The sequence below is a fragment of the Shouchella hunanensis genome (assembly GCF_028735875.1).
Lineage (GTDB): Bacteria > Bacillota > Bacilli > Bacillales > Bacillaceae_D > Shouchella > Shouchella hunanensis.
Map to the genome: position 1 here is coordinate 2,748,501 of NZ_CP117834.1, position 14,358 is coordinate 2,762,858.

Consider the following 14,358-nt stretch of genomic DNA (forward strand, 5'->3'; position numbering starts at 1 on the left):
TACTTTTGTATACCTTCTTTCGTTAAAGTACGTACTTTTAAATGTGTTTATCATAAGGCAAAATAAAAGAAGATACAAACAATGTAACTTAATGAATTTAGGAGGATTTCCATGAATCGCATAAAAAACGAAAATGGTTTGGAATTTGGTATTTATACGCTAGGAGATCATCTTCCGAATCCACATACGGGAAAACGTATTTCTGCTCAGCAACGCATTCATGAAATTATTGAATTTGCTAAGCTTGCAGATGAAGCTGGCTTAGATTTTTTTAGTGTTGGTGAAAGTCATCAAGCTTACTTTGCGACGCAGGCACATTCTGTTGTACTTGCGGCAATCGCGCAGGCAACAAAAAACATAAAAATAGGTAGTTCTTCTACGATTATTAGTACATCTGATCCAGTTCGTGTATATGAAGACTTTGCAACGATTGATTTAATTTCTAATGGACGAGCGGAAATTATTGCAGGTAGAGCTTCACGCGTAGGTTTATACGAGCTTCTTGGTTATGATTTGCGCAACTACGAGGAATTATTTGAAGAGAAATTCGACTTACTGAACAAAATTAACAAAGAAGAGCGCGTTACATGGGATGGTGAATTTCGAGCATCCCTTAGAGATGCAGAGGTTTTACCTCGACCATTAGAAGGGAAAATGCCAATTTGGCGTGCTGTTGGTGGTACCCCAGCAAGTGCTATAAAAGCAGGTATTGCTGGTGTGCCGATGTTTCTTGCTCACTTGGCTGGTCCGACAGAAGCGTTTAAACGTTCAATTGATGCGTACCGCGGTGCATTAACGGAAAGTGGCTATAACCCAGCTGAATTCCCAATCGCCACAGCTGGACTTTTCTATGCAGCAGAAACGACGCAAGAAGCTCAGCGTGCCTATTATCCTTGTGTGAACGAAGGGATAAAATTAACGAACGGATCAGGCTTCTCAAAACGAGCATTTGCACAAGGAGAGGATGTACGAGACGTATTAAATGTCGGCAGTCCTCAGCAAATTATTGAAAAGATTCTTTACCAATACGAATTGTTTGGCCATCAACGTTACATTGCTCAGCTTGATTTCGGTGGAGTGCCATTTGAAGAATTAAAGAAAAACTTAGAGTTAATTGCAACAGATATTCTACCAGCTATTCGGAAATATACAAAGGGGGAAACGGCGTGAAAATCGTTGCGTTATCTGGATCGGTTGTCGGATCAAAAACAAGAACCATTATGAATGAGGTCGTTCGTCACATACATGCCTATGATGAGGCAACGGACGTCACGCTAATCGATTTGGCTGAACAGAACATTCACTATAGTGACGGTCGACAGTTTATTGATTATACGGGAGATACTGGATATGTGGCACGTACGATTATGGATGCGGACGCGCTAATTATTGGGACCCCTATATTTCAAGCGTCTATCCCTGGTGCGTTGAAAAATGTATTTGATTTGCTTCCTGTTAATGCTTTCGAGAATAAAATAGTAAGTATTGTTGTAACAGCTGGTAGCTCAAAGCACTATTTAGTGGCAGAGCAACAGCTCAAGCCTATTTTGAGCTATATGAAAGCACAACTTGTTCAGACCATTGTTTTTGCAGAAGAAAGAGATTTCCAGCAAAAACAATTAGTGAATGATGATGTACGATTCCGTATTGAACGTCTTGTTGAAGACACACACCTTTTAACAAGAACATTTGAAAAGATACGAGAAGAAGCAGAAGATGCATATGGTTTTTAAATAAGAGGTTGGCGAAAGCCAGCCTCTTATTTCGTGTATTTCCATGCTTGAAGGACTGTCGTAACAGCTTCTTCCAGTTGTTCCTCTGGAATACTGGCAAAGCCAAGCACAATACGGGGATGCTGAGAAACTTGTTGTTCAATCGTATAGTGCGAGAGCGGATAAACCTTTACTTGCACATCGTTTGCAGCTTGAACAAGTTCTTCTTCACTCATACCGTTTTTAATCACAACGACAATATGGAGTCCAGAGCGCTCACCAATAATTGATAATTGATTTTCATACGGCTTCATGGCTTGTAAAACAATGTCACGCTTCCGACGGTATAGTTTTCGCATACGGTTTACATGCTTTTCAAAATCCCCAGCTCGCATAAACAATGTGAGTACATGTTGATCAATTCGAGACACTGTAGAATGATGAAACGAAAACAGATCGTTATACCGCGGAACTAATGTTTGTGGTAACACCATATAACTTAGCCGAGCAGATGGAATAAGGGACTTTGAAAAACTGCCAACATAAATTACTTTATGATGCTTATCCATACTTTGAAGAGACGGAATGGTTTTACCACTATAGCGAAATTCACTATCATAGTCATCTTCAATGATAAAACGGTCAGTTTTTTCTTCTGCCCATTTTAACAGTTGTTGACGTCGGTTGACAGATAAAACCGCTCCATAAGGAAAGTGGTGTGAAGGCGTTGTGTACATAATCGTAACAGGTGATTGAGTGAGTGCCTGTACATCTACACCTTCTTCATCAACAGTAAACGGATAAAAATCGTGTGGATGATGTCGCAATAGCTTGCGCATAAGTTGATATCCAGGGTCTTCTATCCCATAAACACTTTTCTTACCAAATAAGAGAAAGAGTTGCTGCACTAATGTCTCCATCCCAGCGCCGATAACAATTTGATCCCATGTGCATTGGACGCCACGGGAATGATAAAGGTAATTGGCAATCTCTTGCCGAAACACTTGGTCGCCGGAAGCATTTCCAAGTAAAAGTAATTGTTGATTTGATGGATCGACGACTTGACGTACATATTTGCGCCACTTATCAAATGGGAAGTAACGTGTATCGATATGCGTAGGATGAAAGTTGAATCGAATAGGTGACAATTCCGTTACGCTAGTTGTTGTATACTTGGAAGAAACAGGTGCATAGTCAAGCTGTTCGTATGCCTGCACAAAAAAACCTTTCCGTGGCAGCACTTCCACATATCCTTCTGCAACGAGCTGGTTATACGTGGACTCCACGGTATTCTGGCTTACTTTTAAGAATTCGGCAAGCTTTCGTTTTGATGGTAGTTTCGTACCATGATCAATTCGTCCAGCTGTAATTTCTTTTTTTACGTGCAAATAAAGTTGCTCGTAAAGAGGTGTCGTAGCCTCTCGGTCTAAATGTACCCATAGTAAATCCATTTTATCGTCCCTCTTATCTGAACCCATTATTTTTTTTAAAACTGGCACTTACAATACAGTCAGTTTCTTTTTATACTATGAAATAAATCTGAAAAATGCAATCAAAAAGGAGTGGACAAGATGGAACGTATGTTAGGGACAGATCGAGTCAAACAAGGAATGGCGCAAATGCAAAAAGGTGGCGTCATCATGGACGTTGTTAATGCAGAGCAAGCAAAAATTGCGGAGGAAGCAGGAGCAGTTGCTGTTATGGCATTAGAGCGTGTACCGTCTGATATACGTGCAGCAGGTGGTGTGGCTCGTATGGCTGATCCAACAATTACAGAACAGGTGCTTCAAGCTGTCTCCATTCCTGTTATGGCAAAAGCGCGTATCGGTCATATTGTAGAAGCACGAGTTCTTGAGGCAATGGGTGTAGATTACATTGATGAAAGTGAAGTGTTAACACCAGCAGATGAAGTCTATCATTTGAATAAACGCGACTTTACTGTACCATTCGTATGTGGCGCTCGTGACCTCGGCGAAGCTGCGCGTCGGATTGGTGAAGGGGCATCTATGATTCGTACAAAAGGAGAACCAGGTACAGGGAATATTGTAGAAGCTGTTCGTCATATGAGGAAAATGCAGGCTCAAATGAAACAAGTGATTCACATGTCAACTGATGAATTGATGACAGAAGCGAAAAATATTGGTGCTCCTTATGAAATTCTGCTTCAAATCAAAGAAGCTGGTCAATTTCCGGTTGTGAATTTTGCTGCTGGTGGAGTGGCAACACCTGCCGATGCAGCATTAATGATGGAGCTTGGCGCAGATGGGGTGTTCGTTGGTTCAGGTATATTCAAATCAGAATCACCGGAAAAGTTCGCTCGCGCGATTGTAGAAGCGACAACGCACTACAAAGATTATGATTTAATCGCACGACTTTCAAAGAATTTAGGAACGGCTATGAAAGGGCTAGATATTTCAACGATTGCGCCAGAAGAACGTATGCAGGATCGTGGCTGGTAGTATGGTGAAAGTTGGGGTACTTGCTCTCCAAGGTGCGGTGAGCGAGCACATTAAGATGATAGAAGAGAACGGTGCTACTGGTATTGCTGTAAAGCGGGTGGAGCAGCTTGAAGCAATTGATGGTCTCATTATTCCTGGTGGGGAGTCAACAACGATGCGGCGCCTGATTGACAACGATCATTTTTTTGAGCCATTAAAAGCATTTGGTAAAAAGGGAAGGCCTGTTTTTGGTACATGTGCGGGCATGATCTTAATGGCTCGCTCCCTTACCGATCAAAAAGAAGGCCATTTAGGGTTTATTAATATGGTCGTCGAACGCAATGCATTTGGGCGACAACGAGAAAGTTTTGAAGCCCATTTATCTGTGATGGGCATTTCAGAATATGTAGAAGCGGTCTTTATTCGCGCACCTCTTGTTCAGGAGATAGGAAAAGAGGTTGAGGTTGTAAGTGAATACGATGATGAAATTGTAGCGGTTCGACAAGGTCCCTTTCTTGCATGCTCATTCCATCCGGAGTTAACAGATGACCCAAGGATGCATCAGCTCTTTATTCAAATGGTAAAAGAACATAAATAGAAGCCTAGTTTACTAGGCCTCTTTTTTTATAATATGTTTACAGTGTATTAAGTAAGATAAGAATAAAAATAAATTTAGGCACGAATTGGTTTTCTTAATGTCCAGAGCTGATGAATCATAATGATTGTTACAAGAATCGTAAGGTAAGTTAACACTTGCCAACCGAGTTCAAGATAGGGAGTAACGATATCTTGAATCGTTCGGTTTGTAAAAAAAGAGCGGTAATAAACTGAGACGAAAATAAAAAGAGAGAGTAAAAGGATCACGAGACTCATGCCTTCCACCAATTTACTTTTTGTCTGTCCTTTTTCGGCACTATACTGGTTGTGCCAGCCATCTTTTTTGTTTTTCGAAAGGCGATCCTTCCACACCTGAATGAATGTCATAAGGTTAGCCCAGAGATAGATTTCACTTGAGATAAGCGTTATCGCTAGCAACACATCGATTGGGCGTCGCATAGGCGTTTTTAAAGCTAAAATTAAATTTAATAATGAAGCCACGACAACAGGAATAATCCATAACCAACTCCATTGAAATTGATCTGTCATTAAAGCTAAAGGAATTAAAATGATTAACAGGATTCTGATGAGTAAATCAAGCAATCGTCGAAGCTGAGAGCCCCACATCCGGAATATATGTGAGCTTGACACATTTAACTCTCGATTGGTTAATAGCTCTACAGTACCTGACGACCATTTAATGCGTTGTTGACGGAACGTGTGATAAGATCTCATAGAGTCAACAAAGCATCGTGCCGACGGGCTTATTAACGTTTTCCACTTTGCTCGCTGAAGTTGCCATGTTAACAACATATCTTCAACATCACTGTCATCTTGCCACGGCCCATCTAAATTATTGCGATTAACAACGTCTTGCAAGGCTTCGGGTCGAAACAATGTACCTTGCCCGCCTAACACGTAAGTACTTCCACCTTGATATTGCAAGGTGAGCAACCAGCTCGTCATATCTTGTTTTTGCTGGTGCGTCCACCATCTTGCTATCGGCCCTCCATATAATCCGCTTTCTAACTTTTGCTCATAATAAGGGTCATCTAAAGACAAAAGACTTTTTTTCCTAGGCATACGCATTGTGTATTTTGCCATGACGCCGCCAATATTACGGGCGCTCATAAGATCGTCCCAAAGTTGCTTTAGTGCCCCTGGAGCAAGACGACTATCGGCATCCATACCTAAAATCGCTTTTATAGATTGATTGTATTTTTCTTGATAGCTCGACACATGGTATTCATATAAGCTTAGAGGATCACCATATAAACTTTTCCATGCGGCGTTTAATGCGCCAACTTTTCGCTGACTATTGTTCTCGGTTTTTAAAATAATGACAGTTAATTTTAAATCCTCACCTGCTTGAATTGCTCTTTCAATGGTCCGATCAGTACAATTATCTGCAATGACAATGATATCAAGCAATACATGTGCTGGTAGTACTTGATCAGCTAGTCCTTCTAAGCAATCTCGAATGGACTTTTCTTCATTATGTGCAGGAATGAAAGCAACAATCCTTGGCCTCATAAATGCGCCATTCATTACTGGGACATACTTTTTAACCATAGCACACCCCGCCTATTATCCTGTTTCAATATCTTGATTGAGATATTAAAAGGTTCTTTGTGCCTAAATTGTAGCTGATTTCAAATGAATTAAGCAATAAGAATTTTTATTTAACGTATAAATAGGTAAAAAGTATTGTTTTTGTGTCTGGGAACAGAAATGTAACCCAATAAAGGAGGCGGAATAAGTGTCTATAGAAGTGAATTTGTCTGTAATACGTTTCATTTGTTACAGTACATAGCTATCATCGCATGATCAACCTAAAAAAGAAGCTGGGTAGACCAACTTCTTACACCTCCTTAAAAATATCATCGTACGTTTGCAAGATAAACGATTTATGATAGTCGATTGCATAGTTTTGTTTCAGGATGCTTTCCTTTGCTTTTGTTGCATGAACGCGGGCTTTTTCATCCTCGCCTAATTTTGCGTAACATAATGCTTTATAGGCATCTGCCGTTGTGAGCATTGATAAATCCAGCACATGGATACGGAATGGGTATTCATTGATAGACGGTAAATAGTGAAGCGATTCCTTGTAGCGTTTAAGTTCATATAAGGCTTGCCCATAAATGTGTTGAAATAGAATTCTTAAAGTATCGTCTTTTCTTACAAAATTTTTTCTATCATTAATTACTTCTAGCGCTTTGGTAGGGTTGTTTTCAAACATGATCGCTACTATGGCTTTATTAAGGGTATGGATACTTTTTAAATAATCATCCTCCAACAATTCTGTTAATAGATGATGCTTATGCAAATAGTAATTGACTTCTTTTTCGTCTTTGGCTAGCATTGCGAAATGGATAGCAAAGCGGTAGTATTGATCTACCTTGTAAAATTGTCGTTTTTCTATTGCAAACGTGAGTGATTCCTTTAACCGTTTTCTCCCTAAATCTGATTTTCCCATGATCATAAGCAACGCTACCTCTTGGAAATTCCACTTGGATAAGGTGAGAGGATCAAAGTCTTTTATCTGATCAGCGTATGCCGCTTGCTTCTTAGTAAATAGCTCTATTGCTTTTTCATATTCTAATTCAAAAGTGAGGTATTCAATATAGTCAAGCGCGGTATTTGCGGCTTCGTCTAGAAAAGAAAGTTCAATAAAACGTTGTTCGGCATTTTCAAAATAAGTGCGCCAATTATTTTCATCAACTGTAGAGTTCACCGTTTTCTTTTCTAATAAAAAAAGACCGGTATCTGTTTGATGGATAGATTGGCTTTTATAAAAATACGCCTTCCCTAAGTCCCGAACGAACTGTGCAGCTTCATACGTATGTGGCAACGTCATTCCTGCAAAAGGGGTAAGGAGGGAAGCAACGTCATCGTAACGATGATTGGTTAATAAAGCTTTTAATTGGATAATTAATGATCTTAAATCTGCTTCAGTAATGACATTCACATCTGCTAATAACGATTGAGGGTCTGTCTCAAGGGCTTCAGCAATGTGAGTAAGGCTTTCCATAGAAGGTTGGGCCTTATTGTTTTCTATTAAACTTAACATGCCTTTTGTTAAACGCCCTTCAGCCACTTCTGCAAGGGTTTTTCCACGTTGCTTGCGTAATTGCCGGATTCGTTCTCCTAATGTGCTCATATCGGATCGCCTTTCTTTCCGTGTTTCATATCATTATAAAAGATTGAGAATAAAAATAAAAGTTTAATATTATTAAACTTTTGCGTTGCTCTTTTTCATTTTATCTGTATATAATAAGTTTAATTAAATTAAACTTATTAGAGGAGTGCTTGGAATGGATGTAAAATTAAAGCGTGCAACGTATCATTTATGGACTTTTGCGTTTAGTAAGTTTATCTCGTCGTTTGGAAATAGTATTTATGTTTTTGCAATGAGTTTATTTATTTTAACAATGACAGGTTCTGCAATGAATTTCGCCATTAATATGATTTGTACTATTTTACCGCGGACGATTCTTGCTCCATTCGCTGGTTATATAGCGGATCGTTTTCCGAAAAAAGGAGTCGTTCTATCGTCTCAAGTGGTTTCTCTTTTAATCGTTTCGGGACTACTCGCTTATACGATAACGAGTGGTTTATCGGTTATCGCCATTTATGCAACAACTGCTTTGCTTACCATTTCGCAAATGTTTACTGGGGTTGCGTTTACTTCTTCTATTACGCGGCTGGTAGATGAGGCACGTATTCAAAAAGCAACAGCGATTAATCAGATGGTCGTCTCATCTTCAACGATTGGGGGGCCGATTATTGGAGGGATGCTTTTTGCCTTTTCGCCTATTCAAGTGTTTTTAGTGATTTTCATTATTGCGTTTTTCCTTGCTGTTTGCGTGGAAGCGACAATGGATTTTACACTTTATGGGTCTGAGCGAACAAAGGAAGAGAAGAAGGAGAACATGTGGCAAGGAATGAAAGCGGGGTTTCTCTTTATTCATCAGCAACCAATTATTCGGACAATCGTTGGAATGGCGTTAGTTGTCAATTTTTTTACTGGGGCTCTTTTAATTGGCATGCCGTTTATTCTCGTTGAAACCTTGCAAATCGACACTCGCCATTTTGGCATCATTGAAGGGATCTTAGCAGGAGGGGCATTACTTGGAGGACTCTATTTTTCAATAAAGAAAGATGTGGTATTTCCGTTAATGAATGTAAAGCAAGGTCTACTTGCTTTTTCGTGTTTAATGACGCTATTCGTATTACCGTTAATAGTCTTTATTCCTTACAATGGGATAGTGATTTTTTATAGTATGGTTATGCTACTTATTGGTTTTTCCATTACATATGTGAATACACCCATTGGTGTTTTGCTGCAAAAACGGGTAAGTGATCAATATAAAGGAAGGGTATTTGGCATTCTAGAAACAGGTGCTACTGCACTCATGCCACTTAGCTTTATCCTCTATGGATTTATGTATGATTTCTTAGGGCCAATTGGAACCCTGCTTCCTTCAGGGGTGTTACTTTTAGCTGTGACCCTTTACTTGTTGCGAAAGAAAATCATGTCATCGGCTCATCCTGAGTTACATCCTCCAAAAACAAAAATTGTAGAGAACATGTATATGTAACACATTTAACGGTTGGTGCTTCTCAAGAAATGAAGAGACACAAACGGTAATGGGTGATTTAGAAAAAAGCCAATTGATTAATTAATTGGCTTTTTTGTAGGCTAAATCAGCTTCTTGTGGTTTTGGCTGAAGAGATTTTTTCATTGAGAATCCAATTACGATGAGAGCGAGTAAAGCGAAGAGGCTGCCGACAATGGCATTCATTTCAACGGTACTTCTCTCGATGACAAGTCCGCCACTCATGGAACCAAAAGCAATACCAAAATGGAGTGCGGAGTTATTTAAACTTTGCTGAATATCAGATGTTTCTGGTGCAGAAGCAATTAAATAGCTCTGCATCGCCGGAGTAATCGCCCAGCTTAATAGACTCCAAACCATCATGACAACAATAAAAAGGGGCATAAATGCTGTAGTCAACGGTATGGAAAAGATGGCTACCGTAAAAAGAGAGATGACACCAATAATGGTTTTTTGCGGGCCGAATCGATCAGAAAGTAGGCCACCAATACCTCCGCCAATAATAGCGGCAATACCGAACAGAAGATACATCATGCTAATCCAATTTCCATCAATACCGATTGATTGTAAAAAGGGTGTTAGATAAGCATAAAGTGTTAAATGTCCTGCAAGAAATAAAAAGGACGTTAGTTGAATAAGTATAATTTTCGTGTTTTTTAATGATTTTAGTTGTTGAATGAGAGGAATACTTGGCTTTGGAGTGATTTTTTCCATAAATAGCGCAACAAATAAAATGGATAAACCTGTTAAAAGAACAATCAGGATAAATGGTGCTCGCCAACCAAAAGCATTTCCAAGCAGTAAACCAATCGGAACGCCTAAGACAAGAGAAGCGCTAACGCCCATAAAAACAATACCTATTGCACGTGCCCGGTATGGTTCACTAACAATGTTTGATGCAATGGTTACGCACAGTGAAATGAGAAGCGCTGCGCTCATTGCGGAAATCATTCGAGCGAGTAGTAAAATCCAATAGCCTGAGCTAACGACAGCAAGAATGTTCGCAAATAAAAATACCACTAATGTAATGAGTGTTAGCTTCTTTCGTTCTATTTTCGCTGTAGCGGATAAAAGAATGGGCCCTGATAACGCGAATACAAATGAAAAAATGGAAATCAGCATACCGACTTGTCCCAATGTAACGTTTAAATCGGATGCAACTAAGTGTAAAATGCCACCTAAAATAAGTTCAACAAGACCAACGACAAAAGAGACGATGGTTAGTAAGTAAACACGTTTATTCATAAAACACCTCTCGTTATTTTGTTACCACTAGAAGAGTAACATAAATGTAAATCTCTCTACAAGTGGAAATGTTTATAGAGTTTGGTCTATCCTAAAGAAAGGGATAATGAGAAAGAAAGGTTGATTAGGTTGCTACAACAATTTGGATTCACCCAATATGAGAGTCAAGTGTATACATCATTAATTACAGTCAATCAGCCTCTAGATGCTACGGCAATTGTGAAGCGGTCAGGTGTGCCGCGTTCGAAAGTATATGAGGTTATTACAAAACTGATTGAAAAAGGAGTTGTTCTCGAAGCCTTTGTGGAGAAAAAGCGGCAATATACTGGTCTTCCGATGGAGGCTTTAATAGAGAAATTAACGGCAAACTTTGAAGCAAATATTGAAGAGTTAAAGAAAATTGAAGTTGAAGAAATAGAAGTTGACGATCGGGTATGGACATTACGAGAGGATCAATCAATCTTGTCTATTATGAAAGAGCTAATGGAAGGAGCCAAACAATCCATTCATTTATCTCTTTGGGCGGACGAAATGAAAGCCTTTCTTCCTTTGCTTGAGGAAGTGTATCACAGTGGGCGGGAGGTGCACTTGCATGCGATAGGAACGATTCAAACGGTAATTCCAACTATGTCTGTTTTAATCCCAACCCATGGACACGATTCTTTAGAAAGAAGCCGGATTTTAATTGTAGATGAAAAGGAAATGGTCTTTGCTGGGATTGAAGAACACGGGTGGCAGGCCATTCGAACCCAATCGAAGCCACTCGTGACATTTTTTACGGAATTCTTTTATCACGATGTAGTGCTTACTAAAATTACCCAGCGATATCATGAGCTCATTATGACAGATGATGAGGTAAAGGACATGCTGTTAAAGTTGAAATATTAATGGGTCATCGTTAAAAGGAAAGATGGCTGTTATATTTACAGATCAAATTGAATTGGGAACAACTACACTAGGAACTATGTTTCGGACCATTCAATTAGAAGAGCCGTAAGTAACCATTAAAGAGGCATGGAATCAACAAGATCTTCACAGGTTGACAACAGAAATGCCACAAGCTTTTTAGGAGGAATTACTGGCACATAACCTTATTTTAATAAAGCGTCATTACCGAAATAGTAAATAGATGGCTGTCTCATTGGCATTAAGTGCACAAGACAGCCTTTTGTATTAACAAGAAAGGGTGTCAACAGATGGATTATATCAAGATGATTCGAAACAAAGTAGGGTCGGCTCCAATCATTCTTAATTTTGCTGGTATTTGTGTAGTGAACGAGAAGGGGCAAATTCTTCTTCAAAAAAGAGGGGATTATAACGAATGGGGATTTCCTGGGGGCGCCATGGAAATAGGTGAATCCCTTGCAGGTTGTGCCAAAAGAGAAGTTTTTGAAGAGACGGGCTTACATGTTGAAATTGACTATCTTATCGGCGTATATTCAGATTATTTTACTACATATCTTAACGGTGATCGGGCTCAAACCGTTCTGCATTTCTTTAAAGGCTATCCAGTCAAAGGGAGTTTGAATGTGGATGGAGTGGAAACAGTTGAACTTGCTTTTGTTGACCCTGAGAATGCGCCGCCTCTCTTCAATCAGCAGCATATGGATTGTCTAGCCGATTATCGAAACAATATGAAAGGGAGTTTCCGTTGAAAGATTATATGGAGATCTCAAGCAATATTTTAGAATAGTGAACATAAGATAGTGATACAACACTCTTATTGGGAGGGGTGTGTCATGGCGAAAAATAAGGGGACTGGTAAAAATAATTACAACGATCCCCATGAACAATATTTGGAAAGCTTATTAGAACTATCTGAAGATATGATCTATCTAGGTACGATATTAAGTACCATATCTTCTGCGCTAGGGTTTGTCGGCGTTACGATTGCACGTGACATTTCAAGACAAAGAGATGCTTCATCAAGCGTTGATGAAGAGGCGCAAGAAGCAGCGACATTCTTTTCAGCTGAGGCAGCACAAACTGGTGGACTTCGCAGCCCAGTTGGTGATCAGCAGGAATATGCGATGTATTTGTATACACAAATGAGGCAAATGCAAGGGGAGTTAAACCGAGTGCATAAAGAGATGAAGAAGATGCAAGAGCAATTTAATCGCTGGCACCGCCCATCAAATTAGTAGCATTTACTTATATGGGGCATCACTTTATATTAAGGCATTTTTTATCGACAAACATGAACACTTTGAAGAGTCGTCTAAGCAAAGATTGCCTAACAGTAGAAGTCATTCTTCATAAAGCATTGAACTAGTAAAGGGGAGCGAGAGTGTCGTCATTGACATTCTCGCTTTTCATTTCTATTCTTATAAAAGAAATGCGAGTAAAACAACAAAAGCTAGTGCAATGGGAACGAGTAAAAAATAAAGCCAAGAAAATGTTTTAATGCTACGCTCACTGCTGTAGTTTGTATCTGTTCGGTTCATCGATACAAGCGTAAGAACAAGGCCAGCGATACAAATGCAGGCGGCGATCAGGAAGACAGGTAACATAGTAGAAGTGCCCCTTTTTAATCGAAAACATGCTATGATTCTAGCATATTCTTTTTATCAAAGCTTACCACATTGTCTTACCTAAATGAAGGAGGGAGCCTGTTACAACAGAACAGGGGATTATGAAAACTTTACAGCTTTTGCTACAGGTTCTATTTTTATATGGACTCTCCGCGTTTGGAGATTTCTTATCCCGTTGGCTGAATCTTACTATTCCAGGTTCAATCATTGGGTTTCTTTTATTGCTGTTATTATTGAGCACAAAAATAATTCCAGAAAGCTGGGTCGAGACAGGAGCCACCGCGTTATTATTCGTGTTACCCCTTTTGTTTATACCGTTTAATTTAGGGGTTATGCAATATCCGGAACTTCTATCAACGACTGGATTTCTTCTATTCCTATCTGTTATAGTCAGCACGTTGCTATCGATGATTGGAATCGGGCATTTCTGTCAATGGTATGAAAGAAGTCGAGGTGATTGGGACGAATGATGTATCCAATAATAGCTATAGCCATTGTTGCTGCAACGGTTGTCATCTATTTCTTGTTTCGGAAGCTTTACTTACGCTACCCCTATCCCATTCTGTTGCCTGTCGTGACATCGACCGTGTTTATTTTACTCATCTTACTATTATTTAATATTTCGTATGAAGACTATTTAATTGGAGGAGAATGGTTAAGTCGTTTAATGGGACCTGCTATTGTGGCATTAGCGTTTCCGTTGTACAAGCAACGCGTTCTTGTTCTACGCTATAGCGTTATGATTGGTGGCGCCGTATCCATTGGTGTTTTTTTAGGGTTCAGTACGGTGTATGGGTTGGCGCTTTTGTTTCGATTCAATGAGACCCTCGTTGCGACAGTCCTTCCAAAATCGATTACAGCACCTGTAGCAGTGGAAATCTCTGCAGCCTTACACGGATTGCCACCGTTAACAGCCACATTTGTCCTTGTGGCAGGCTTTAGCGGTATTCTCATTGGACCATGGGTCATGCAAAAAGCAGGTATAAGGAGTCTATATGGTAAAAGCATTGCACTCGGGGGTGCATCTCACGCCATGGGAATTTCTAAAGCAGCTGAGTATGGGAACATTCCTCTGTCGATGAGTTCCATTGCTATGACACTAAGTGCTATCGTTGCATCCCTTTTGATTCCTATTTTCATATGGATCTTTTAAAGAGGGTGTGTGAAAACACGCTCTTCTTTCAATTAAAAAGTTCCATTAGCTTTAGCCAATGGA

At 39.6% G+C, this 14,358-nt stretch carries 15 protein-coding genes; 10 read left to right on the forward strand and 5 right to left on the reverse strand.

The genetic code is table 11. From position 1 onward, the window contains the following. Window positions 1-111 precede the first annotated feature (111 nt). On the forward strand, window positions 112-1,170 hold the full coding sequence (locus PQ477_RS13950) for an LLM class flavin-dependent oxidoreductase (protein WP_144558569.1): 1,059 nt from the start codon (window positions 112-114) through the stop codon (window positions 1,168-1,170). Continuing rightward, window positions 1,167-1,733, forward strand: a complete 567-nt coding sequence (locus PQ477_RS13955) for an NADPH-dependent FMN reductase (protein ID WP_144558570.1) — start codon at window positions 1,167-1,169, stop codon at window positions 1,731-1,733. Before PQ477_RS13950 ends, PQ477_RS13955 begins: the two co-directional genes overlap by 4 nt. Window positions 1,734-1,759: 26 nt before the next feature. Here PQ477_RS13955 and pdxR read toward each other — a convergent pair whose 3' ends face one another. Continuing rightward, window positions 1,760-3,163, reverse strand: a complete 1,404-nt coding sequence (pdxR, locus tag PQ477_RS13960) for a MocR-like pyridoxine biosynthesis transcription factor PdxR (protein ID WP_144558571.1) — start codon at window positions 3,161-3,163, stop codon at window positions 1,760-1,762. 120 nt (window positions 3,164-3,283) lie between these two features. Here pdxR and pdxS point away from each other — a divergent pair, with 120 nt between their 5' ends. Then, window positions 3,284-4,171, forward strand: coding sequence for a pyridoxal 5'-phosphate synthase lyase subunit PdxS (gene pdxS / locus PQ477_RS13965; RefSeq protein WP_274272228.1), 888 nt, complete (start codon window positions 3,284-3,286; stop codon window positions 4,169-4,171). A 1-nt stretch (window position 4,172) separates the two neighbouring features. Further along, on the forward strand, window positions 4,173-4,748 hold the full coding sequence (gene pdxT, locus PQ477_RS13970; protein ID WP_144560432.1) for a pyridoxal 5'-phosphate synthase glutaminase subunit PdxT: 576 nt from the start codon (window positions 4,173-4,175) through the stop codon (window positions 4,746-4,748). A gap of 74 nt (window positions 4,749-4,822) precedes the next feature. On the opposite strand, the gene PQ477_RS13975 is transcribed toward pdxT, so the two are convergent. Both PQ477_RS13975 and PQ477_RS13980 read right to left on the reverse strand, forming a co-directional pair. Further along, a complete protein-coding gene (locus PQ477_RS13975; RefSeq protein WP_035393152.1) occupies window positions 4,823-6,319 on the reverse strand; it encodes a glycosyltransferase family 2 protein in 1,497 nt (498 codons plus the stop codon). A 289-nt stretch (window positions 6,320-6,608) separates the two neighbouring features. Next, window positions 6,609-7,907, reverse strand: a complete 1,299-nt coding sequence (locus tag PQ477_RS13980) for a helix-turn-helix domain-containing protein (RefSeq protein ID WP_035393151.1) — start codon at window positions 7,905-7,907, stop codon at window positions 6,609-6,611. A gap of 154 nt (window positions 7,908-8,061) precedes the next feature. Here PQ477_RS13980 and PQ477_RS13985 point away from each other — a divergent pair, with 154 nt between their 5' ends. Further along, window positions 8,062-9,348, forward strand: coding sequence for an MFS transporter (locus PQ477_RS13985; protein WP_035393150.1), 1,287 nt, complete (start codon window positions 8,062-8,064; stop codon window positions 9,346-9,348). 81 nt (window positions 9,349-9,429) lie between these two features. Here PQ477_RS13985 and PQ477_RS13990 read toward each other — a convergent pair whose 3' ends face one another. Next, window positions 9,430-10,611 (reverse strand): MFS transporter, encoded by a 1,182-nt coding sequence (locus PQ477_RS13990; RefSeq protein WP_144558574.1) that lies wholly within the window; start codon window positions 10,609-10,611, stop codon window positions 9,430-9,432. 129 nt (window positions 10,612-10,740) lie between these two features. On the opposite strand from PQ477_RS13990, the gene PQ477_RS13995 reads away from it, so the two are divergent. From PQ477_RS13995 to PQ477_RS14005, 3 genes are all read left to right on the forward strand, one after another. Beyond that, the gene (locus PQ477_RS13995) at window positions 10,741-11,499 is read left to right on the forward strand and encodes a TrmB family transcriptional regulator (RefSeq protein WP_035393329.1); all 759 of its coding nucleotides are present in this window, start codon (window positions 10,741-10,743) and stop codon (window positions 11,497-11,499) included. Window positions 11,500-11,807: 308 nt separating this feature from the next. Further along, complete coding sequence (locus PQ477_RS14000) at window positions 11,808-12,266, forward strand: NUDIX hydrolase (RefSeq protein ID WP_274272231.1); 459 nt, start codon at window positions 11,808-11,810, stop codon at window positions 12,264-12,266. A gap of 84 nt (window positions 12,267-12,350) precedes the next feature. After that, window positions 12,351-12,752, forward strand: coding sequence for a hypothetical protein (locus PQ477_RS14005; protein WP_060705218.1), 402 nt, complete (start codon window positions 12,351-12,353; stop codon window positions 12,750-12,752). Window positions 12,753-12,935: 183 nt separating this feature from the next. Here the strand turns inward: PQ477_RS14005 and PQ477_RS14010 are convergent, their stop codons facing one another. After that, window positions 12,936-13,121: a hypothetical protein gene (locus tag PQ477_RS14010; protein ID WP_035396743.1), complete on the reverse strand. Its 186-nt coding sequence runs from the start codon at window positions 13,119-13,121 to the stop codon at window positions 12,936-12,938. A gap of 122 nt (window positions 13,122-13,243) precedes the next feature. Here PQ477_RS14010 and PQ477_RS14015 point away from each other — a divergent pair, with 122 nt between their 5' ends. Further along, window positions 13,244-13,612, forward strand: a complete 369-nt coding sequence (locus tag PQ477_RS14015) for a CidA/LrgA family protein (protein ID WP_060705219.1) — start codon at window positions 13,244-13,246, stop codon at window positions 13,610-13,612. Further along, window positions 13,609-14,295 (forward strand): LrgB family protein, encoded by a 687-nt coding sequence (locus PQ477_RS14020; RefSeq protein ID WP_144558575.1) that lies wholly within the window; start codon window positions 13,609-13,611, stop codon window positions 14,293-14,295. The genes PQ477_RS14015 and PQ477_RS14020 overlap by 4 nt, the downstream gene beginning before the upstream one ends. The last annotated feature ends 63 nt before the right edge of the window (window positions 14,296-14,358 follow it).

What these genes read in the sequence shown, in the direction of transcription:
- PQ477_RS13950 (WP_144558569.1), top strand. Translation starts at nt 112, where the DNA reads ATGAATCGCATAAAAAACGAAAATGGTTTGGAATTTGGTATTTATACG.
- pdxR (WP_144558571.1), bottom strand. Translation starts at nt 3,163, where the DNA reads ATGGATTTACTATGGGTACATTTAGACCGAGAGGCTACGACACCTCTT.
- pdxS (WP_274272228.1), top strand. Translation starts at nt 3,284, where the DNA reads ATGGAACGTATGTTAGGGACAGATCGAGTCAAACAAGGAATGGCGCAA.
- pdxT (WP_144560432.1), top strand. Translation starts at nt 4,173, where the DNA reads ATGGTGAAAGTTGGGGTACTTGCTCTCCAAGGTGCGGTGAGCGAGCAC.
- PQ477_RS13975 (WP_035393152.1), bottom strand. Translation starts at nt 6,319, where the DNA reads ATGGTTAAAAAGTATGTCCCAGTAATGAATGGCGCATTTATGAGGCCA.
- PQ477_RS13980 (WP_035393151.1), bottom strand. Translation starts at nt 7,907, where the DNA reads ATGAGCACATTAGGAGAACGAATCCGGCAATTACGCAAGCAACGTGGA.
- PQ477_RS13985 (WP_035393150.1), top strand. Translation starts at nt 8,062, where the DNA reads ATGGATGTAAAATTAAAGCGTGCAACGTATCATTTATGGACTTTTGCG.
- PQ477_RS13990 (WP_144558574.1), bottom strand. Translation starts at nt 10,611, where the DNA reads ATGAATAAACGTGTTTACTTACTAACCATCGTCTCTTTTGTCGTTGGT.
- PQ477_RS14000 (WP_274272231.1), top strand. Translation starts at nt 11,808, where the DNA reads ATGGATTATATCAAGATGATTCGAAACAAAGTAGGGTCGGCTCCAATC.
- PQ477_RS14005 (WP_060705218.1), top strand. Translation starts at nt 12,351, where the DNA reads ATGGCGAAAAATAAGGGGACTGGTAAAAATAATTACAACGATCCCCAT.
- PQ477_RS14010 (WP_035396743.1), bottom strand. Translation starts at nt 13,121, where the DNA reads ATGTTACCTGTCTTCCTGATCGCCGCCTGCATTTGTATCGCTGGCCTT.
- PQ477_RS14015 (WP_060705219.1), top strand. Translation starts at nt 13,244, where the DNA reads ATGAAAACTTTACAGCTTTTGCTACAGGTTCTATTTTTATATGGACTC.
- PQ477_RS14020 (WP_144558575.1), top strand. Translation starts at nt 13,609, where the DNA reads ATGATGTATCCAATAATAGCTATAGCCATTGTTGCTGCAACGGTTGTC.